Below are 20,986 nucleotides of genomic sequence, written 5' to 3'. Positions count from 1 at the left end.
CCCTACAACGTGGCGGACTACCGAGGTGGGCATCTCTGGTGGGCTGAAGCCCACCCTACAACGTGGCGGACTACCGAGGTGGGCATCTGGTGGGCTGAAGCCCACCCTACAGCGTGGCGGACTACCGAGGTGGGTATCTGGTGGGCTGAAGCCCACCCTACAGCGTGGCGGACTCCCCGTAGGGTGGGCTTCAGCCCACCGATCGAGCTGCGATAGAAGCAAAAACGCCACCCGGGCTGCCCCGAGTGGCGTTTCTCCTCATCTTGCTAAACCTGCGGCCGCAGCACCAGCACACCCAGTGGCGGCAGGGTCAGCGACAGCGAGACCTTCTCGCCGTGGCTCTCCACCGGCTCGGCAAGCATGCCGCCGCCGTTGCCGGTGTTGGAGCCGCCGTAGCACTCGGCATCGCTGTTGAATACTTCCAGCCAGCGGGTATCCAGCGGGACACCGATGCGATAGCCCTCGCGCACGACCGGCGTGAAGTTGGCCACCACCAATAGCGGCCGGCCGTCGGAGCTCTTGCGCAGCCAGGCGAATACGCTGTTGGCGCGATCGTCGCCGATCAGCCACTGAAAACCACGTGGATCGCTGTCCAGTTCGTGCAGTGCAGGCTCCCGGCTGTACAGGTGATTGAGATCACGCACCAGGTTCTGTACGCCGCGATGGTCCGGCTCGTCGAGCAGATACCAGTCCAGCTCGCGATCATGGCTCCACTCGCGCCACTGGCCGAACTCGCAACCCATGAACAATAGCTTCTTGCCCGGGTGCATCCACATGAACGACAGGTAGGCACGCAGGTTGGCGAACTTCTGCCAGCGATCGCCCGGCATCTTGTCGATCAGCGACCCCTTTCCGTGAACCACTTCGTCATGGGAAATCGGCAGGACGAAGTGCTCGGAATAGGCATACACCAGGCTGAACGTCATCTGGTCGTGGTGATATTGCCGGTTGATCGGGTCTTCCTGGATGTACTTCAGCGAGTCATGCATCCAGCCCATGTTCCACTTGTAGGAGAAACCAAGGCCGCCTTCGCTGGTGGGCTTGCTGACACCGGGAAATGCGGTGGACTCTTCTGCGATCACCAGCGCACCCGGTGTTTCGGTGGCCACCACGTCATTCAGATGACGCAGAAAGTCGATCGCCTCGAGATTCTCGCGACCACCATGGCGGTTGGGAATCCATTCGCCCTCCTGGCGCGAGTAGTCGCGGTAGAGCATCGAAGCCACGGCATCCACGCGTAGCGCATCGACGTGGAATTCGCGTAGCCAGTGCAGCGCCGAGGCCAGCATGAAGCCGTGCACCTCGGTACGGCCGAGGTTGTAGATGTAGGTATCCCAATCCTGGTGGAAGCCCTCGAACGGGTGCGCGTACTCGTACAGCGCCGTTCCGTCGAATTCACCCAGGCCATGGGCATCGGTGGGAAAGTGGGCCGGGACCCAGTCGAGGATCACGCCGATGCCAGCGGCGTGGCACGCATCGACGAACTCGGCGAAGTCATGGGCGTTGCCATAGCGCGCGCTGGGTGCGAACTGCGAAAGCAGCTGGTAGCCCCAGGAACCACCGAACGGGTGCTCCATGATGGGCATCAGCTCAATATGCGTGAAGCCCAGGTCCACGACATAGGGAATCAGTCGCTCGGCCAGCTCGTGCCAGTCGTACAACCGGCCATGATCGCCCCCATCGCGCCGCCAGGAGCCGGCGTGCAGTTCGTAGATGGTCATCGGTGCGTCGACCGATTGCCGAGAGCTGCGCCGCTGCAGCCAGGCCTGGTCTTTCCACTGGTAATCCAGCGGTCGCGCGATGACGGACGCGGTGCCCGGCGGATGCTCGGTGGCCAGCGCAACGGGGTCGGCCTTCAGCGGCAGGATGCCGTGAGGACCGAGAATCTCGTACTTGTAGGTGTCGCCGGGCTGCAGTCGGGGAATGAAAAGCTCCCACACCCCGGAAGGAAAGCGCAGCCGCATCGGATGCCGGCGACCGTCCCAGCCATTGAAACTGCCGACCACCGATACACGGCGCGCGTTCGGTGCCCAGACCGCGAAGCGCACACCCTGCACACCGTCAGCCTCGATCAACTGCGAGCCGAACACCCGGCCGATCTGCCGATGGTTGCCTTCGGAGAACAGGTGCATGTCCAGTTCGCCCAGCTGCGGACCGAAGCTGTACGGGTCTTCGGTGATCTGCTCGCCACCGGCCCAGCGAATCTTCAGCAGGTAGGGTTGCGCATGGGGTAGCCGGGTGAAGAAGAAGCCGGGTACCTGCCCCTGCTCCATCACCAGCAGCAGTTGCTCACTCCGATCGAGGACCTCGACACCCAGCGCATTGGGCAGGTAGGCGCGTATCACCATCCCTTCCCCGTCCGGATGAGGTCCGAGTATGGAAAACGGATTGCCATGCTCGGCGCGCACCAGGGCGTCCACATCGGCGTCGCTGGGCATCAGGGTTTCCCCAGGCATGGTCAGTAGCGGACGATCACTCATTGGAACCTCCATCGAAAAGCTGTTGTGCCAGGGCCAGCAGTCCCTGTAGCGGGACGGGCAACCAGGCTGGGCGGTTCTCCGCTTCGTAGACGATCTCGTAGGCGCATTTTTCCAGGCTGAACAGCAACAGTGCAGCATTCGCGCCATCTTCGCTGAGCCAGGCATGGGCAAGTTCCGCGCTCGCCTCGCGATAGGCCTCGAGGAACGCTTCCCGCGCGCTGCTTCGGTAGCTTGCGGCAATGCGTTGCCGTACCTGGTCCGCTTCGGCCGTGCTGTCGCTGATCTGTGCTCCGCGAATGGTCATGGCCGCGGCGTATTCGAACGAGCGCAACAGGCCTGAGACATCCTTGAACGGACTATGTTTGGCGCGCCGTTCATCCAGCGGCCGGGCTGGCTCGCCCTCGAAGTCGATGAAATAGGCATCGCCCTGAACCACCAGCACCTGCCCCAGGTGCAAGTCACCATGCACGCGGGTCCGCAGGCCTCCCAGGGTTCTAGCAGCCAGACGTTGCACTTGTGCGAGCAGCGCGTCGCGACGTTCGAGCAACTGGCCGACCGCCGTGGCGTCCTTGCGCTCGAAGCTTGCACGATGCTCTTCGAGACGCGCCAGGGCCTGCTCCAGCTGGTCGGAGACGCTCTTCGCCCATTGCTCGGCGTTGGCCTCGCTGGTGCTCTCGTAGGCGAAGGCCGGGTCATCGGTCTGCGCGGCGAGAGCACAATGCATCTCGCCAAGACGCTGGCCGAGCAGCCGGTTGAAGGCCTGCAGCTCATCGAGCGCGCTGAACTGGTTCTCGTGCAGCGATACGCCACCGGCAATTTCGTCGCGCACGGCGCGGTCGAGGTTGTTCAGGGTCCATTCCCAGGCGTCGCCCTGGCTGTCGAGGAAGTGCTGGATCACCATCAGCGCGACTGGCTCGCCCTGCTTGTTGATACGACTGACCTGGCCGAGCATCGCGGAAATATGGGCGAAGCCACCCGCGGTAAGGAAGGCGCCCATTTCCAGTTCAGGGTGAACCCCCGGCGCCACCCGGCGGAGCAATTTGAGCATCACGCTGTTATTGACGATCACCGAGCTGTTGGACTGCTCGGCGGAGATGTAACGCACTTCAGGATGAGCCGGCAGTTGCAGCTCGGCCAGTTGCGGCATCGGCACGAAGCGTATCTCGCCGTCGTTGCAGGGCACCACGCGCTCATCGCGCAAGCCCTGGATGACCGCGCTGATGAACTGCTCGAGGGCGAACGCATCGGTCATCAATCCGACTCGCGGGCCGCGCCGCACGCGCGCCATGGCCAGTTGTTGCGGCAGCACGGTGTCGAAATCCGCTTCGTCGAGGAATCCCAGCGGTAGCTGATAGAGATCGCTGCGTCCGGCCGATTCCACGCTCAGTTCGCTGAGCAGCACAGGCCGGTTCGGATCGCCAAAAGGTACGCAATAATTGATGTGAACGGAGTCGATTGGCACGTCCTTGGCGGCGAACCAGCGCCGTTTTGGCAGGTAGGCCGGTAGCGACTCGGTTTCCAGGATGCGTCTGTTGGCGGCGGTCAGGGTATCCAGTCGCTTGAGCACCAGGGTCTGGAAATCGGGCAGGGTTTCCACCGGCTCTTGGTGCCAGCTGGGCATCTGGTTGGTGGGCGCGAGCTGGAACCAGTAGAAGCCATAGGGTGGAAGGGTCAGCAGATACGGCAACTGGCCGATGGGCGGAAACGCGCTGCCGCCGACCATCTCGACCGGCACCATGCCGGCGTATTGCGACATCTCCAGCTCCGCCGCCTGGGCCGAACGGGACACATTGGCCACGCAGAAGATGATTTCGGTCTCGCCATTGACGCCGGTGAATTCGCGCAGATACGCGAGGATGCGGCGGTTGCTCGGTGCCAGCATTCTCAGCGTGCCACGGCCGAACGCCTTGAACTGCTTGCGGATGGTCAACATCCGCCGCGTCCAGTTGAGCAGCGAATGCGGATCGCGCTGCTGGGCCTCGACGTTGATCGTGTAGTAGCCGTAGAGCGGATCCATCACCGGCGGCAATACCAGATTCGGCGGATCGGCGCGGGAGAAGCCGCCATTGCGGTCTACCGACCACTGCATCGGCGTGCGCACGCCGTCGCGATCGCCGAGGAAGATGTTGTCGCCCATGCCGATCTCGTCACCGTAATAGATGACCGGGGTGCCGGGCATCGACAGCAGCAGGCTGTTGAGCAGCTCGATACGCCGACGGTCGCGCTCCAGCAGCGGTGCCAGGCGACGACGGATGCCGAGGTTGATACGCGCGCGCTTGTCCGAGGCGTAGTAGTTCCACAGGTAGTCGCGCTCCTTGTCGGTCACCATCTCCAGCGTCAGCTCATCGTGGTTGCGCAGGAAGATCGCCCACTGGCAGTTCTCCGGGATGTCCGGGGTCTGGCGCAGGATGTCGGTGATCGGAAAGCGGTCCTCCTGGGCGATGGCCATGTACATGCGCGGCATCAAGGGGAAATGGAAGGCCATGTGGCACTCGTCCCCCGGCCCGCCATCCTCGCCGCCGAAATACAGCTGGGTGTCCTCCGGCCATTGATTGGCCTCGGCCAGCAGCATGCGGTCGGGGTAGTTGGCGTCGATCTCGGCGCGGATCGCCTTGAGCACCGTATGGGTTTCCGGCAGGTTCTCGTTGTTGGTGCCGTCGCGCTCGACCAGATAGGGAATCGCGTCCAGCCGCAAACCGTCGATGCCCATGTCGAGCCAGTAGCGCATCACCGCCAGCACGGCCTTCATCACCTGCGGATTGTCGAAGTTGAGATCCGGCTGGTGCGAATAGAAGCGGTGCCAGAAGTACTGCTTGGCCACTGGGTCCCAGGTCCAGTTGGATTTCTCGGTGTCGAGGAAGATGATCCGCGTGCCCTGGTACTTGTCGTCGGTATCCGACCAGACGTAGAAGTTGCGCGCAGCCGAGCCTTTGCGCGCCTTGCGTGCGCGTTGGAACCACGGGTGCTGGTCGGAGGTGTGGTTGATGACCAGTTCGGTGATCACCCGCAGCCCGCGCCTGTGCGCCTCGGCGATGAAACGCCTGGCGTCGGCCATGCCGCCGTATTCGGGATGTACACCGCGGTAATCGGCAATGTCATAGCCATCGTCGCGCCGCGGCGAGGGGTAGAACGGCAGAAGCCAGATGGTGTTCACCCCGAGGTCGGCGATGTAGTCCAGTTTTTCGATCAGCCCGACGAAGTCGCCGACGCCATCGTTGTTCGAGTCGTAGAAAGATTTCAGATGAACCTGGTACACCACCGCGTCCTTGTACCAGAGCGGATCCTTGATGAAAGCAGCCGGTTTGCGCGGTTTTGCCATGTTCTTCATTCCTGTAGCGGTGCGTAAGCCCGCACCTGAACTGCGGGCTGGGCAAGATGAATAGAACCTGGAAACGACATTCTAAAAGCCGTCTAACACTCTGATTAAAAACGATTTAAGTATCTAATCTAGAATCTACTTGAGGTCCGGGTCGGGCTGCTGCGCCGTCAGTCGCCAGATGCCGAAAGGCAGATGCCAGGGCTCGATGCGCATCCACTGCGTCTTGCCGTACCAGGTCCAGCGATGGCCGTTCATCAGGTCCTCGCCCTGGGTATGGGCGTCGTCGGGCAAGCCGAGTTCCCATAGCGGCAATTCGAAATGCGCCTCCTGGGCATTGTTCGGATCGAGGCTGATGGCGATCAGGATGAAGTTCGACAAGTCGGGCGTGCGCTTGCCGAAATAGAGGATGTTGTCGTTCCAGGCCAGATAGGCCTTGAAGCCGAGGTGGGTCTGCAGCGCCGGGTTCTGTCGGCGGATGCGGTTGAGCTGGGCGATCTCGGCGACAATGTTGCCCGGCGCGTGGTAGTCGCGGACGCGAAGCTGGTATTTCTCCGAGTCCAGGTACTCCTCCTTGCCGGGAACCGCCGCCGATTCGCACAGCTCGAAGCCCGAGTACATGCCCCACAGCCCCGAACCCATGGTCGCCAGCGCAGCGCGGATCAGAAAGCCCGCACGCCCCGAGTCCTGCAGGAAGAACGGGTTGATGTCCGGCGTGTTGACGAAGAAGTTGGGGCGGTAGCAGTCGCGCAGCGGCGGCTCGTTCAGCTCCGTGAGGTACTCGCTGAGCTCGGCCTTGGTGTTACGCCAGGTGAAGTAGGTATAGCTCTGGCTGTAACCGATCTTGCCCAGCCGCGCCATCATGCCGGGGCGAGTGAACGCCTCGGAGAGGAACATCACGTCGCGGTCGCGCTCGCGGATATCGGCGATCAGCCACTCCCAGAACGGCAGCGGCTTGGTGTGCGGATTGTCGACGCGAAAGACCTTCACGCCCTGCTCCACCCAGTGCCAGACCACGTCGCGCAGGGCCAGCCAGAGATCGGGCTTGGCGTCCTCGGAGTAGAAGTCGACGTTGACGATGTCCTGGTATTTCTTCGGAGGGTTTTCCGCGTATTTGATGCTGCCGTCCGGCCTCCAGGAGAACCAGCCCGGATGCTCTTTCAGCCAGGGGTGATCCTGCGAGCACTGTATGGCGAAATCGAGGGCGATCTCCAGTCCGTGCTCGCGGGCGGCTGCAACCAGCTCGCGGAAATCGTCCAGCGTGCCCAGCTGCGGATGAATCGCGTCGTGGCCGCCTTCTTCGCTGCCGATGGCATAGGGACTGCCCGGATCGTTCGGGCCTGCCTGCAGACTGTTGTTCGGGCCTTTGCGGTGTTTCCGGCCGATCGGATGAATCGGCGGGAAATACAGCACATCGAAGCCCATGTCGCGAATGGCCGGCAACCGCTTGTGCACGTCGCGGAACGTACCGTGACGCTCGGGATCGTCGGTTTCCGAGCGCGGGAACAGCTCGTACCAGCTGGCAAACTGTGCCAGCGGGCGCTCTACATCCAGCGGATACAGCGGGCTGCGGCTGCAGTGTTCACGCGGATCGGCCGCCGCCATCGCGGCAGCGGTTTCCGCTGCCAGCAGCAGCGACACGCGCTCGTCGTCCAGGTGCGAGGTGCCCAGACGGTGCAGCAGATCTTCCAGAGTCGCGCGGTTCTCGCCCTGGGCGCGGGCGGCGGCCTTCTCCAGCAGCATCCTGCCTTCTTCCAGCTCCAGCGGCACCGGCACGCCAGCGGTGTGTTTCTTCGACAGCTCGTAGCGATAGGTTTCGAAGATGTCCCACCAGGCCTCGATGACGAACTCGTGCTCTGCCACCTGTGTCGGAGTGAACTGGCCCTGCCAGCCATCGTTGCCGAGCAGCTTCAAGCGCGCCCGACACCAGCTACTCTCGCCCTTCTCGCGCCAGCACACCGCCGCGGCGAGCTGGTCGTGCCCATCGGCGAAGATCCTGCTGGTGACGACGACCGGCTGGCCGATGATCGCCTTGGCCGCGAAACGACCGCCATCCACCACGGGCAGAGTGGCTTCTATGGCGATGCGGGGCATCTGCAGGGCGTCTTCGAGTCGAGGGTGAAACGTCGCGTTGGGCTGTACATCGCTCATCGAACGGGCTCCTGGGGGCGCAAGGGTGCGGGTTGCCCGAGCCGCCTCTGGGTGCGTCATCGTGCGGTTCGGAGGCGACCGGTACGGTTTTGTCGGCTCTTTCTTCCGAGCCAGTGGGCCCGGGAAAGTTCAGCCCTGCGCGGCCATTGGCGGGGGCCTTTCGGTGATCGGTCGGGAGTGCCGGCGGTGGCGGGCGCGCTGCGACGCAACGCCATCGGGCCGGCTGTCGCCGCTGGCGCGGGAGCCGACGGCTGGCTGGAACCCCAGCCAGCCAGACACCTCAATGCAGAACGCCCCGCGCTGCCGAGCCGGCAGCTTCGCCGTCAGGAGAACGACCATGACCCACCCACGGCCCGATGTCCCGCAACCCGACCCGATCATGCATGACAAGCCAGGCGACGTGCCGCAGGTGCCCTGTGCCGACGAGCTGGACGAGTACAAGCCCGGCTCGCCATACGGCGATCAGACGGTGGTGGATATCGACAGCGCGCAGCCCGCTGGCTAGTCGTCACCGAATACCAGCAGCGGGTTGTAGCCACTCCTGGCGTAGCTCCCCTGCTCGGCCAGCATCAAGTCCAGCGGCAGGCTGGCGAGATCGTCGGCGACCGGGTCGGCGCGGCCCTGGATCTGCCGCAGTACGATCTTCAGGTAGCTTTCACAGGCGCCGCAGGCTTCCGCCTGCACGGGCAGGAAAGGCTCACCCTGCTGGTCGTTCAACCCGACGTAGAGCAACTGGCCGCCGGTTTCGCAGTTGCTGCACTTGACCCGCTCCAGATGCCACTCCGTCGCGCATAGCGCACAGTGCAGGAAGCGCACGCCGCTGCGATGTGGTTCGTTGTGCACCACGCTGGCCACCGGGGGCGAGCCGCAAGAGGGGCACAGCGCCCGGGCGTCGTCCAGCGGTTGGGCCGGCGCGCGTGGCAGGCCTGCCGCCAGGCGCGCCCAGCTGACCTGCAAGGCAGCGGCGACCAGGGGCATCAACCCGCGGCTGGCCTCGCTGCCACTGCGCTGCTCCAGCACATCCTCGGCGATCGCCTGCAACTCATCCGCACCGAGGCTGCGCAGGGCCTGTAGCAAAGGCCGTTGCCGCTCCCCGACATGCAAGGCCAGGGCATCGAGGATGGCGCTCAGATCGGCCTGCCAATCGAGATCGCGGCGCAGCGCACGGAAGCCCAGCGGCGGCATGCGATGGGCGAATGCCTGGTCGAACGCATCCGGCGCCGGGCGCCAGGCCGGCTCGCGACCGCCGAAAACCTGCTGCTGGGCCTGGGCCAGACGCGCCATGAAGTCGAGGAATTCATCCAGCGCCGGGACCATGACCATCAGCTCGCGCAAACGCAGCGCTCGCCGACTGAACAGCTGGTCGTCGGGCAGCACCACCTGCGGCGGCTCCATGATCGTGGTGGGTGCGTTGCCGAACTCGTGGCCAACTGCTCCGCGCGTTCCTTTCATGTCGGGCTCCCTTTTCCTGTTCGATTTCCAGGCGCGGCCGCATCGCCGGGCTCGCGATGGGGCAAGGCGCTGTCGTCGCCGTGCTTCTCGCCGGCCATGACTTCGTCGTACCAGAGCTTGTGGTGGTGCCTGGCCCAGGCCGGGCTGACTCGCCCCTGGGTCATGGCGCGTACGGAGCCCTTGACCCAGATGGCGGAGTAGATATGGATGATCAGCGTGAGGATCGCGACGAAGGCCGTTAGCGCGTGGATCAATACCGCCCAGCGCAGCGCCCAGACCGGCATCTCGCTGGCGATCCAGGGCCGCCAGAGCACCACGCCGGTGACCAGCAGGATCGGCACCGTGGCGAGGAAGACCCAGTACACCAGCTTCTGCCCGGCGTTGTTCTGCCCCACCGGCGGCAGTCGTTCGTCGCGGTTGGACAGCACGTCGCCGATCTGCCGCGCCCATTGCACGTCGTAGCGGCGAAACAGGTTGGCGCGGAAGAAACGCACCGCCTGGATCAGGAAGAACAGCGACATGAACACGCCGATGTACGGGTGCACGATCCGCGTCGGCTCCGGCCCGCCGAACAGCGCGGTGAGGCCGAAGAATGCCGGATAGAACAGCGCCAGTCCGCTGAGGCTGAGCAGCACGAAGCAGATCGCGACGATCCAGTGGTTCGCCCGCGCCCAGGGCCCATAGCGCAGGATGCCCTTGCCTACATTGGAATGACTCATGGCCGCCGCTCCTCGTCGCGTCTGTCCAGCTCACGTTCCGCGGCCGCCTTGTCGGCGTCGGGATCGTCCTCGGGCTCCTCCTTCGGCCCCTTGGTCATGTAATGGAAAAACCCGGCCAGTACCGAGACGCCGAGTACCGCCGACATCAGCGGCTTGGTCACGCCCTTCCACAGCTCCACCGTCGGGCTGATCTGCGGATCCTTCGGCAGGCCGCTGTAGATCTCCGGCTTGTCGGCATGCTGCAGTACGTAGACCACGTGCGTCCCACCCACTCCGGAGGGGTCATAGATGCCGGCATTCTCGTAGCCGCGCTCCTTGAGCTTGCCGACCCGGTGCGCGCCGTAGTCGAGCATCTGCTCCTTGGTGCCGAACTGGATCGAGCCGGTCGGGCAGCTCTTCACACAGGCCGGCTCCAGGCCGTGGTAGACACGGTCGGAGCAGAGCGTGCACTTGTAGGCCTTGTTGTCCTTCTTGGAGATGCGCGGAATGTTGAACGGGCACCCGGCCACGCAGTAACCGCAGCCGATGCAGTGCTCGGAGTTGAAGTCGACGATGCCGTTGGCGTACTGCACGATGGCGCCGGGCGACGGACAAGCCTTGAGGCAGCCCGGCTCGGCGCAGTGCATGCAGTTGTCCTTGCGGATCAGCCACTCCAGGTCGCCCTCCTCGTTCTCGTACTCGGAAAAGCGCATGACTTCGAAGGACGACGGCGTCAGGTCCTGCGGGGCGTTGTAGGTGCCGTCGCATTCGCCGACCTCGTCGCGCAGGTCGTTCCACTCCATACACGCGACCTGGCAGGCCTTGCAGCCGATGCACACCGACACATCAATCAGCTTGGTCACCTTTTCCACGCCACCGGAGCGAATCTGTGGCGAGGGCTCGGTAGTCGCCGAACGCGCGATGATGTTCTGCAGGTTGATCTGGTCACCTCGCATCAGGCGTCTCCTATAGCTTCTCGACGTTCACCAGGAACGACTTGAATTCCGGGGTCTGGGTATTGCCGTCACCCACGAAGGGCGTCAGCGTGTTGGTCAGGTGGGCCTTCCTGGCCACGCCGGTGAAGCCCCAGTGGATCGGGATGCCGACCTGGTGCACGGTGCGTCCGTCCACCTGCAGCGGTCGCAGACGCTTGGTCACCACCGCCACCGCATCGATATGCCCGCGCTTGGAACGCACCCTGACCTTCTCGCCGGCCGCGATACCCAGCTCCCCGGCCAGCACCTCGCCGATCTCGACGAACTTCTCCGGCTGGACGATGGCGTTGAGCAGCACGTGCGTCGTCCAGTAGTGGAAGTGCTCGGTGAGGCGGTAGGTGGTCGCCGCGTAGGGAAACTCCTCGAAGGTACCGAAGGTGTCGCGATCCTCGGGGAAAATCCGCGCGACCGGGTTGTGGTAGGCCAGCGGATTGTCCGGATGCAACGGGTTGTTCGGGATCGGCGATTCCAGCGGCTCGTAGTGCTCGGGGAACGGCCCTTCGCCCAGCCACTCGCTGGCGAAGAAGTGCCCGGTGCCACTCTCGGTGAGGATGAAGGGCTTGACGTCGTCCTCCGGTGGCGCGGCGATCGGATAATCCGGCACGTCGGCACCGACCCAGCGTTCGCCGTCCCACCAGATCAGCGCCCGGTTCGGATCCCAGGGCGTGCCGTCCGGGCGCGCCGAGGCGCGGTTGTAGAGAATCCGCCGATTGAGGGGCCAGGCCCAGGCCCAGCCGAGGGTGACGCCGATGTCGTAGGGGTCGGAATTGTCCCGCCGGTCCATCATGTTGCCCTGCTCGGTCCAGGCGCCGGAATAGATCCAGCAGCCGCACGACGTGCTGCCATCGATGCGCAACTCGCCGAAGTCGTTGAGCAGTTCGCCCTTGCGCCGGATGATCCGGCCCTGATCCTCGATATCCGCCAGCGCGCGGCCGTTGTACTCCTGCGCCAGTTCCGCCGCGGCAGGCTGGGCGGGATCGCTGTATTCCCAGGTCAGGTTGAGGATCGGTTCGGGGAAGGCGCCGCCTTCCTCCCGATAGAGCTTCTGCAGCCGATGGAACACACCGGCGAGGATCGCCGTGTCGCTCATCGCCTCGCCGGGTGGCGGCACCGCCTGGTGGTGCCACTGCAACCAGCGCGAACTGTTGGTGATCGAGCCGTCGTCTTCGGCGAAGGTCGTGGTGGGCAGCCGGAACACCGCGGTCTGGATCTGGCTCGGGTCGACGTCGTTGAACTCGCCGTGGTTCTTCCAGAATTCGCCGGTCTCGGTGGCCAGCGGGTCCATAATCACCAGCCACTTGAGCTTGGACAGTCCGTCCAGCACCTTGGCCTTGTTGGGGAAGGCGGCCAGGATGTTGAAACCCTGGCAGAACGCGCCGGTCATCTTGCCCTTGGTCATGTCGTTGACCGCGTAGAGCACGTCATACAGCGGCTCGGACAGCTTGGGCAGCCAGTCGTAACACCAGTTGTTCTCGGCGGTGGCGGCATCGCCGTAGAAAGCCTTCATGGTGCTGACGAAGAAGCGCTCGTAGTGCTTCCAGTACGCCACCTGGTTGGGCAGCAGCGGCTTGCGGACCTTCTCCCGAATGTAGTCGTCGTAGCGCTGGGCGCCGGCCGCGGGCAATGTCATGTAGCCCGGCAGCAGGTTCGACAGCAGGCCGATATCGGTCAGCCCCTGGATATTGGAGTGACCGCGTAGCGCGTTCACGCCGCCGCCGGGCATGCCCATGTTGCCCAGCAGCAGCTGAACCATGGCGCCGCTGCGGATCATCTGCGAACCGATGGAGTGTTGCGTCCAGCCCAGGGCGTAGAGGATCGTCATGGTCTTGTCCGGCGCCGCGCTCTGGGCCATCAGCTCCCAGAGTTGCAGCGCCTTCGCTTGCGGCATGCCGCAGACCCGCTCGACCATCTCCACGCTGTAGCGGCTGTAGTGCTTGCGCATCAGCTGGAACACGCAGCGCGGGTGCTGCAGGGTTTCATCGCGGCGGACGAAGCCCTGCTCGTCCAGGTCGAAGTTCCAGGTGCTCTTGTCGTACTGAAGGCGTTCCTCGTCGTAGCCGGTGAACAGCCCATCGTTGAACTCGAAGCCCTCGCGAACCAGGTGCGCGGCGTCGGTGTAATGCAGCACGTATTCATGGGCGTAGCGGTCATTCTCGATCAGATAGCTGATCAGGCCGCCGAGGAAGACGATATCCGTGCCGGTGCGAATCCAGGCGTGATAATCCGCCACCGCCGTGGTGCGGTTATAGCGCGGGTCGATGGAGATCAGGATCGCATCGCTGCGCTCCTTGGCCTGCATCACCCAGCGGAAGCCCACCGGATGCGCTTCGGCCGAATTCCCGCCCATGGACAGGACGATGTTCGCATTGCGAATGTCGACCCAGCTGTTCGTCATGGCACCGCGACCAAATGAAGGGGCAAGACCTGCCACCGTCGGTCCGTGTCAGACGCGCGCCTGGTTGTCGAGTTTGAGAATGCCCAGCGCCCGGGTGATCTTCTGCGTGAGGTACGCCGTCTCGTTGGTGCAGGCCGAAGCGGCCACCATCGAGGTGGTCATCCAGCGATTGACCAGCCGGCCTTCCTCGTCGTGGGTCTCGAAGTTGCGATCGCGGTCGTCCTTCATCTGGCGGGCGATGCGGTCGAGCGCTTCATCCCAGCTGATGCGTTTCCACTCATCGGTACCCGGCTCGCGCACCTGCGGGTAGCGCACCCGCGAGTCGCTCTTGATGAAGTCGAGCACGCCGGCGCCACGTGGGCAGAGCGAACCGCGACTGACCGGATGATCGGGGTCGCCCTCGACATGGAAAATGTGATCATGGCTGTTGATCGCGCCGTCGCCGCGCGCATAGAGCAACATGCCGCAGCCGACGGAACAGTAGGTGCAGATGTTGCGGGTGACCTTCGCGCCACTGAGCTTGAAATGACGCACGGAGGCCTGTGCTTCCTCAGGGGCGAATCCCATCATCGCCATGCTGGAAGCGCCCAATCCGGCTGCGCCGAACTTGAGGAACTGCCGCCGGGATACTCGTACCGTCATCGGTCTCTCCTGTCATGGATGCTCGGCCCAACTTAAGGGTCGACTTCGCTCGCCCTGGAGGGTTCAGCCGGAGGGACGGACGGCTCTGGCGCGCTACCAGGGGCAATCTCTAACGACATTCGGCCGCTGCTGTTGCCGGTCAAGTTCAGCGATCGACCAGACGCTTGAGCAACGCCTGGCTCAAGCCCTGACGCAGCGAACCGTAGCGCGCCCAGGGGTCGCTGGGCAGCGTCTGCAGACGCTCGTGCAGGTTGCCGATGTTCCACTGGTCCGCACCGTCGATCCGCGCCAACTCCGCATGCTCGATGGGCACCGAGACAGCCAGCCCCGGACGTGCCCGGGCCGAATAGGCAGCCACGGTGCTCGCGCCCTTCTGGTTGCGCAGATAGTCGACGAAGATGCGGCCAACGCGATTCTGCGGGCCCATCTTGTCGACGATCAGTCGTGGCGCTTCCCGGGCCAGGCGTTCGGTGAGGCTACGGGCGAACTGGCGAGCCAGCTCCCAGTCGCAACGGCGGTCGATCGGCAGCACGACATGCATGCCGCGCCCACCGCTGGTCTTGAGGAACGCTTGCAGGCCCAGACTCTCCAGCAGCTTCAGGGTCAGCTCGGTGGCCTCGACCATGCTCGGCCAGCCCAACGCGGGGTCCGGGTCGAGGTCGAAGATCAGCCGGTCCGGCCGCTGCACACGGTCGCTGCGTGCATTCCAGGTGTGGAATTCCACGGTGCCCATCTGCACCGCTTCGATGACGGCGGTGATGCTGTCCGCCTGGATCAGGCGTGCGTGGTCAGGGTCCAGGGCCTTGGGCAATGCTCGCATGTGCGGCATCTTCAGCCGGCCGCAGTGGCGCTGGAAAAAGCTTTCTGCACCGGTCCCCTCAGGTGCGCGGACGATGGACAGCGGCCGCCCGGCCAGGTGTGGCATCAGCCACTCGGCGACCGACAGGTAATACTCGGCCAGTGCGAGCTTGGTGGTGCCGCTGGCCTCGTCGATGACCCGCTGCGGATTGCTGATGCCGACGCCGCCCACCAGCGGACGGCTTCCGCTCTTGCGCTGTGCAGGCATGCTCTACCTCGGTCAGCTCGCCTTCTTGGATTTGCTTCCCGCCGCGGGTGTCTTGAGCGCGGGCGAAGAAGAGGACGAGGCAGACTTGGTGGTCTTGGCCTTGCTCGCCGCCTTGGGCTTGGCCGCGGCTTTTTCGGTTTCCTCGGTACCCTCCTCTTTACTGGCCTTGCCCGGCTTGGCGGCAAGGCTGCGCTTGAGCAGTTCGGTCAGGTCGATGACATCCGCCGAGCGACGATCCACGCCCTCTTCCGGCCCGCCGACAGCTTCGAGCTTGCCTTCGCGGGCCTTCTTCTCGACCAGCGCCATGATCTGGTCCTGGAAGGTGTCCTTGTACTGCTCCGGCTGCCACTTCTCGCTCATGTCCTCGACCAGCCGCTTGGCCATGTCCAACTCACGCTCGGCGAGGTCCGGATCGAGTGCCTCGTCCTTCAGTTCCAGGTACTCGACACCGCGAACCTCGTCGGCCCAGCGCAGGGTGTTCATCACCAGCGCCTTGCCCAGCGGCATCACCACGGCCAGGTGCTGCTTGTTGCGCAGCACCACGTTGGCGATGCCGACCTTGCCGGTCTGGAGCAACGTTTCGCGCAGCAGCGCATAGACCTTTTCGCCGCGGCGGTCCGGGGTCAGGTAGTACGGAGTGTCGATGTAGAGAAAGGAGATGTCGCTGGCATCGACGAAAGCGACGATGTCGACGGTCTGGGTCGCCTTGGGGTGCGCGGCCTTGATTTCGTCGTCGCTGATCACGACATAGTGGCCCTTCTCGAATTCGACGCCCTTGACGATGTTCTCGCTGTCGATGTCCTCGCCGGTGGTCTTGTTGATGCGCTTGTAGCCGACCCGGTCCATGCTGCGCTTGTCCAGCCAGTCGAAGTCGATGCCCTGGCGGGTGGTGGCCGGCACCAGCGCCACCGGGATGTGTACCAGTCCGAAGCTGACGGCGCCTTTCCAGATCGTGCGTGGCATGGTCGTTCTCCAAGCGTTGATGTGGCCGGGCCGTACTGCGGCCCGGCAATGGGTCAGCCGTTGACCACTGTCCCGCCGTTGACATGGATGACCTGTCCGCTGACGTAGGCCGCATCGCTGCTCGCCAGGTAGACATAGGCCGGCGCCACATCATCGGGCTGGCCGGGACGCTTCATCGGCGTGTTGGAGCCGAATTCGGCGACTTCATCGGCCGCGAAGGTCGAGGGAATCAGCGGCGTCCAGATCGGCCCCGGTGCAACGCCGTTGACGCGAATGCCGCGCTCGGCGAGGTTCATCGACAACGATCGGGTGAACGCGGTGATGGCGCCCTTGGTGGCCGAGTAGTCCAGCAGCTTCGGGCTGCCCTTGTAGGCGGTTACCGAGGTGGTATTGATGATCGACGCACCCTTGCCCAGATGGGGCAGCGCGGCCTTGGTCATCTGGAACATGCCGAAGATGTTGGTGCGGAACGTCTTCTCCCACTGCTCTTCGCTGATGTCTTCCAGACCGTTCTGCGGATGCTGCTCGGCAGCGTTGTTGACCAGGATGTCGAGTTTGCCGAACTTGCTCAGGGTTTCCTCGATGGCGTTGCGGCAAACCTCGCGGTCGGCCACGTCACCGGCGAAGGTCAGGCAGCGACGGCCGTACTGTTCCACGACCTCGCGGGTTTGCTCGGCGTCCTGGTGCTGGTCGAGGTAGAGGATGGCGACATCGGCGCCCTCCCGGGCAAACAGCACCGCCACCGAGCGGCCGATACCACTGTCGCCTCCGGTGATGAGCGCCACCTTGCCCTCCAGCTTGCCAGCCGCCTTGTAGTCCTCGCCGCGGTATTCCGGGCGGGGGTTCATCAGGCCTTCCTTGCCTGGTTCCGGCTGCTCCTGTGGGGGTAGCGTCTGGTTTTCATCGGCCATGCAAAGATCCTCCGTCAAGGTGAATAACCTGTCTTCGGAGGACTTGAGTGGCGTCGAGAAAGTTTCGGCCAGGCGATGAGAGGCCCGGCAGGCAGGTCAGCCCAGTGTCAGCACCACACGACCACGGGGCAGGCCGCTTTCGACGTACCGATGCGCTTCGACTGCGTGCTCGAAGGGGAACTGGCGGTCCAGCTGTGGCCAGATCAGGCGGTCGGCGGTGAGCTGATTGATGTGCTGCAGCGCCCGCTCCACAGCTTCACGGTTCTGCTCGATGCCCAGTTCGGGCTGCCCGGTGAAGTCGCACAGGCAGTGCAGGAAGAACTTGAAGTTCTTCTTGAATGCCGCGCAGACCGGCAGTGCCGTCTCGTTGCCGCCGTTCATGCCATAGAGAATCAGTTTGCCCAGCGGCGCCATGACATCCCCGAGCAGCTTCATCTGCGAGCCACCGCAGGCATCCAGCACCACGTCGACACCACGGCCTTCGGTCACCTTCTGCAAGCGACCCACCAGGTCTTCCTCCTCGGTGACGATCACCGTCTCGGCACCCAGCTCACGCAGGTAGTCGCGGTCGGCAGCCGTCTCGCAGGTGGCGATCACCCGCCCGCCCAGCGCCTTGGCCAGTTGCACGGCCGCCGGCCCGGTGCAATGCGCGGCCTGGTTGACCAGCACGTACTGGCCCGGCTCCAGTTGCGCCAGCTCGACCAGCGCGAAATAGCTGATCAGCATGGGCGTGTAGTGGATCGCCGCCTCGCTGGCGCTGAGCATGTCCGGATAGCGCACCAGCGCCTGCTGCGGCAACAGCACGTGTTCGGCATACAGCGGGTACTGGTTGAGATCGTGAGCCGGGAACCCGGCCAGACGATCGCCGACGCTGAAACCCTCGACGCCCTCGCCCACCGCCAGCACCTCGCCGGCCACTTCGCTGCCGAGCCCGGCAGGCAGGCGCGCATGCCGCGGTGCGAGGTCCTGCCGCCAGAGCACGTCGTTCCAGCTGACGCCGATGGCGCGAACACCGAGCAGCACCTCGCCGGGACCGGCTAGCGGCTCTGCGCGCTCTTCGTAACGCAAAACGTCGGCCGGACCGAACTGGTGGAAACGGATGATGCGGGACATTGCGACCCCTCGCCTTACTACTGTGCAAACGGACTCTATCGCCAGTATCGTCACAACTCCAGCCGGCGGCGCGGATTCCTGTCGATAGTTTCCATGCGCGGGAATGATGGAGCCGCGTATGTATCCATGACAACACATTGCAGCTTTGTGCATTTCGAAAGCGCAATCGGGCATGCCGTTGGCAGGCGAAGCTGTCTAGAATGCAGACCACTTCCAGAGCCGGCCCCCCTTCGTTCGGCCGCAGGCACGATGTGAACCAGGCATGAATCGCAACGACCTTCGCCGCGTCGACCTCAATCTGCTGATCGTCTTCGAAACGCTGATGCATGAGCGCAGCGTTACGCGCGCCGCCGAAAAACTGTTCCTCGGCCAGCCGGCGATCAGCGCTGCGCTGGCCAGGCTGCGTGCGCTGTTCGACGACCCTCTGTTCGTGCGTACCGGCCGCAGCATGGAACCCACCGCCCGCGCCCAGGAAATCGCGCAGTTGCTGTCGCCAGCGCTGGACTCGATCTCCACCGCGGTCAGCCGCGCCTCGACCTTCGACCCGGCCACCAGTACGCAAGTGTTTCGCATCGGCCTGACCGATGAAGTCGAGTTCGCCCTGCTGCCACCACTGCTGCGTCGGTTGCGCGCCGAGGCGCCGGATGTGGTGCTGGTGGTGCGGCGCGCCAACTATCTGCTGATGCCGAGTCTGCTGGGGTCCGGCGAGATTTCCGTGGGCGTCTGCTACACCGAGGAACTGCCGGCCAATGCCAAGCGCAAGGTACTGCGTCGCCCCAAGCCGATGCTGCTGCGCGCCGACAGCATTCCCGGCCGCCTGAGCATGGAGGACTACTGCAGCCGCCCGCATGCCATGGTTTCCTTTGCCGGCGACCTGAACGGCTACATCGACGACGAACTGGCGCTGCACGGCTGCAAGCGCAAGGTGGTCCTGGCGGTCCCGCAGTTCAACGGGCTGGCCAGCCTGCTCGCCGGTACCGACATCATCGCCACCGTACCAGACTACGCGGCGGCCGCGCTGGCCGCCAATGGCGGCGTGCGCGCCGAACCACTGCCATTCGAAACCAGCCAGGATTTCGAGCTGTCCATGGCCTGGCGCGGCGCCCAGGACAACGACCCCGCCGAGCGCTGGCTGCGCTCACGCATCCAGATGTTCGTTGGCGATCCGGACAGTCTCTGAGCGGCGACCTTGTAGGGTGGGCTTCAGCCCACCGCGTGTTTGCCGCCATCAAGCCCTCGCCTGGTGGGCTAAAGCCCACCCTACGAAAATTGCGCCAGCCAGAACTTCGAGCGGCCCATGCCTGACCGGCACGCTGGGCAACGCGTACTGCCGCACACCAACCGTAGGGTGGGCTTCAGCCCACCATCGCTGGTTCGACTGGACTCGGTCGGTGGGCTAACGCCCACCCTACGAAAAATAACGAACCTGTTCGTCCTCGCGTTGCGCTGATATCGAATGCTCAACCATCATCGCCAATGATATTCACCTTCGGCTCGTTCGATTTCTGCTGGCCGGCTTGACCACGCAGACTCCCGCCATCGATAAATCCGACTTGCGGAGTCAAGCATGGAACGTACGCTCAGCGCCTTGCGCTTTCCCCTCATCGGCCTGGTGGTGCTCATCACCGCTGCCTGTGGCAAGGAGCCGGAGGCCACCCAGTCGGGAATGCCACCGCCCGCCGTCAGCGTTGCCGAAGTCATCGAACAGCGGGTGACCGAATGGGATGAAGTCACCGGCCGCCTGCAAGCGCCGGAATCGGTGGAGATCCGTCCGCGTGTCTCCGGTTTCATCGACCAGGTGACGTTCGACGAAGGTGCGCTGGTGAAAAAAGGCGACCTGCTGTTCCGGATCGACCCGCGGCCGTTCCAGGCCGAGGTCAAGCGCCTGCAGGCACAGCTGCAGCAGGCCCGTGCCAGCCAGCAGCGCACCGCCGCCGAAGCCCAGCGTGGCGAACGCCTGCGGCAGAAGAACGCGATTTCCGCCGAACTGGCCGACGCCCGCGTCAGCGCCGCTCAGGAAGCCCGGGCAGCGGTGACAGCGATCCAGGCGCAGTTGGACAAGGCGCAGCTGGACCTTTCGTTCACCCGCGTCACCGCGCCCATCGATGGCCGCGTCGGTCGTGCGCTGATCACCGCCGGCAACCTGGTCAACGCCGGCGAGGCGCTGCTGACCACGCTGGTCTCCACCGACAGGGTCTATGCCTATTTCGAGGCCGACGAGCGCACCTACCTCAAGTACCGCGAGCTGGCGCGCAATGGCGACCGTGGCGAGGCGACCCCGGTCTATCTCGGCCTGTCCAGCGAGGAAGGTCATCCGCACCTGGGCCACATGGACTTCATCGACAACCAGGTCGATTCGCGCACCGGCACCATTCGTGGCCGCGCCGTGTTCGATAACCGCGACGGCCGTTTCACTCCCGGCCTCTACGCCCGCCTCAAGCTGGTCGGCAGCGCCACCTACGATGCGGTACTGATCAAGGACGTGGCGGTCGGCACCGACCTGGGCAAGAAGTTCGTACTGGTCCTGGCCGATGATGGCACCGTGGCCTATCGCCCGGTCGAACTGGGACCGAAACTCGAGGGCCTGCGCATCGTCCGCGCAGGCCTGGCCAAGGGCGAGACCATCGTGGTCAACGGTCTGCAGCGCGTGCGCCCGGGCAATCCGGTGCAGGCCGAGCCGGTAGCCATGGCCGATGCCGACACCCTGGCCGCCCTGCGCCAGCAGAACCGCGCCATCCGTGAGGCGCTGAAACCACAGGTGGTCGAGCGCGCCCTGGCGCAGCGCCCGAGCAGCTGAGCGCGGC

The 20,986-nt window shown here is 64.5% G+C and carries 14 protein-coding genes; 3 read left to right on the top strand and 11 right to left on the bottom strand.

The annotated features are described in order from the left end of the window. Positions 1 to 266: 266 nt before the first annotated feature. From glgB to B597_RS37470, 3 genes are all read right to left on the bottom strand, one after another. Positions 267 to 2,480: a 1,4-alpha-glucan branching protein GlgB gene (glgB, locus tag B597_RS37480; protein WP_024162156.1), complete on the bottom strand. Its 2,214-nt coding sequence runs from the start codon at positions 2,478 to 2,480 to the stop codon at positions 267 to 269. Beyond that, positions 2,473 to 5,799: a maltose alpha-D-glucosyltransferase gene (gene treS, locus B597_RS37475; protein WP_003294932.1), complete on the bottom strand. Its 3,327-nt coding sequence runs from the start codon at positions 5,797 to 5,799 to the stop codon at positions 2,473 to 2,475. The genes glgB and treS overlap by 8 nt, the downstream gene beginning before the upstream one ends. Positions 5,800 to 5,934: 135 nt before the next feature. Further along, entirely contained in the window at positions 5,935 to 7,947 is a 2,013-nt protein-coding gene (locus B597_RS37470) for an alpha-1,4-glucan--maltose-1-phosphate maltosyltransferase (protein WP_003294933.1), read from the bottom strand. Between the two features lie 337 nt (positions 7,948 to 8,284). Between B597_RS37470 and B597_RS47370 the strand changes: the two genes are divergently transcribed. Continuing rightward, positions 8,285 to 8,452, top strand: a complete 168-nt coding sequence (locus tag B597_RS47370) for a hypothetical protein (protein WP_003294934.1) — start codon at positions 8,285 to 8,287, stop codon at positions 8,450 to 8,452. Here B597_RS47370 and fdhE read toward each other — a convergent pair. The 8 genes from fdhE to B597_RS37425 all read right to left on the bottom strand — a co-directional run bounded on the left by fdhE (position 8,449) and on the right by B597_RS37425 (position 18,182). Continuing rightward, positions 8,449 to 9,399, bottom strand: a complete 951-nt coding sequence (gene fdhE, locus B597_RS37465; protein ID WP_024162155.1) for a formate dehydrogenase accessory protein FdhE — start codon at positions 9,397 to 9,399, stop codon at positions 8,449 to 8,451. The two genes, B597_RS47370 and fdhE, sit on opposite strands and share 4 nt — an antisense overlap. Further along, a complete protein-coding gene (locus B597_RS37460) occupies positions 9,396 to 10,118 on the bottom strand; it encodes a formate dehydrogenase subunit gamma (protein ID WP_003292960.1) in 723 nt (240 codons plus the stop codon). The genes fdhE and B597_RS37460 overlap by 4 nt, the downstream gene beginning before the upstream one ends. Further along, positions 10,115 to 11,053 carry a formate dehydrogenase subunit beta gene (gene fdxH, locus B597_RS37455; RefSeq protein ID WP_003292958.1) on the bottom strand — a complete coding sequence of 313 codons (939 nt, stop codon included), beginning with the start codon at positions 11,051 to 11,053 and terminating at the stop codon, positions 10,115 to 10,117. Before fdxH ends, B597_RS37460 begins: the two co-directional genes overlap by 4 nt. A gap of 10 nt (positions 11,054 to 11,063) precedes the next feature. After that, on the bottom strand, positions 11,064 to 14,129 hold the full coding sequence (gene fdnG / locus B597_RS37450; RefSeq protein ID WP_152028179.1) for a formate dehydrogenase-N subunit alpha: 3,066 nt from the start codon (positions 14,127 to 14,129) through the stop codon (positions 11,064 to 11,066). A gap of 145 nt (positions 14,130 to 14,274) precedes the next feature. Beyond that, on the bottom strand, positions 14,275 to 15,195 hold the full coding sequence (gene ligD, locus B597_RS37440) for a non-homologous end-joining DNA ligase (RefSeq protein ID WP_003292955.1): 921 nt from the start codon (positions 15,193 to 15,195) through the stop codon (positions 14,275 to 14,277). A gap of 12 nt (positions 15,196 to 15,207) precedes the next feature. Further along, positions 15,208 to 16,158, bottom strand: coding sequence for a non-homologous end joining protein Ku (locus B597_RS37435; RefSeq protein WP_003292954.1), 951 nt, complete (start codon positions 16,156 to 16,158; stop codon positions 15,208 to 15,210). A 53-nt stretch (positions 16,159 to 16,211) separates the two neighbouring features. Then, positions 16,212 to 17,069 carry an SDR family oxidoreductase gene (locus B597_RS37430; protein ID WP_003292953.1) on the bottom strand — a complete coding sequence of 286 codons (858 nt, stop codon included), beginning with the start codon at positions 17,067 to 17,069 and terminating at the stop codon, positions 16,212 to 16,214. 96 nt (positions 17,070 to 17,165) lie between these two features. Then, complete coding sequence (locus B597_RS37425; RefSeq protein ID WP_003292951.1) at positions 17,166 to 18,182, bottom strand: zinc-dependent alcohol dehydrogenase family protein; 1,017 nt, start codon at positions 18,180 to 18,182, stop codon at positions 17,166 to 17,168. 262 nt (positions 18,183 to 18,444) lie between these two features. On the opposite strand from B597_RS37425, the gene B597_RS37420 reads away from it, so the two are divergent. Both B597_RS37420 and B597_RS37415 read left to right on the top strand, forming a co-directional pair. Beyond that, positions 18,445 to 19,362 (top strand): LysR substrate-binding domain-containing protein, encoded by a 918-nt coding sequence (locus B597_RS37420; RefSeq protein ID WP_003292949.1) that lies wholly within the window; start codon positions 18,445 to 18,447, stop codon positions 19,360 to 19,362. Between the two features lie 387 nt (positions 19,363 to 19,749). Beyond that, positions 19,750 to 20,979, top strand: a complete 1,230-nt coding sequence (locus tag B597_RS37415; protein ID WP_003292947.1) for an efflux RND transporter periplasmic adaptor subunit — start codon at positions 19,750 to 19,752, stop codon at positions 20,977 to 20,979. Positions 20,980 to 20,986 lie beyond the last annotated feature (7 nt).

Origin of the sequence: Stutzerimonas stutzeri KOS6 (assembly GCF_000307775.2) — a bacterium.
Lineage (GTDB): Bacteria > Pseudomonadota > Gammaproteobacteria > Pseudomonadales > Pseudomonadaceae > Stutzerimonas > Stutzerimonas stutzeri_B.
The sequence above is the reverse complement of the archived record's forward strand: the minus strand, read 5'-3'. Positions and strand labels throughout refer to the sequence as shown.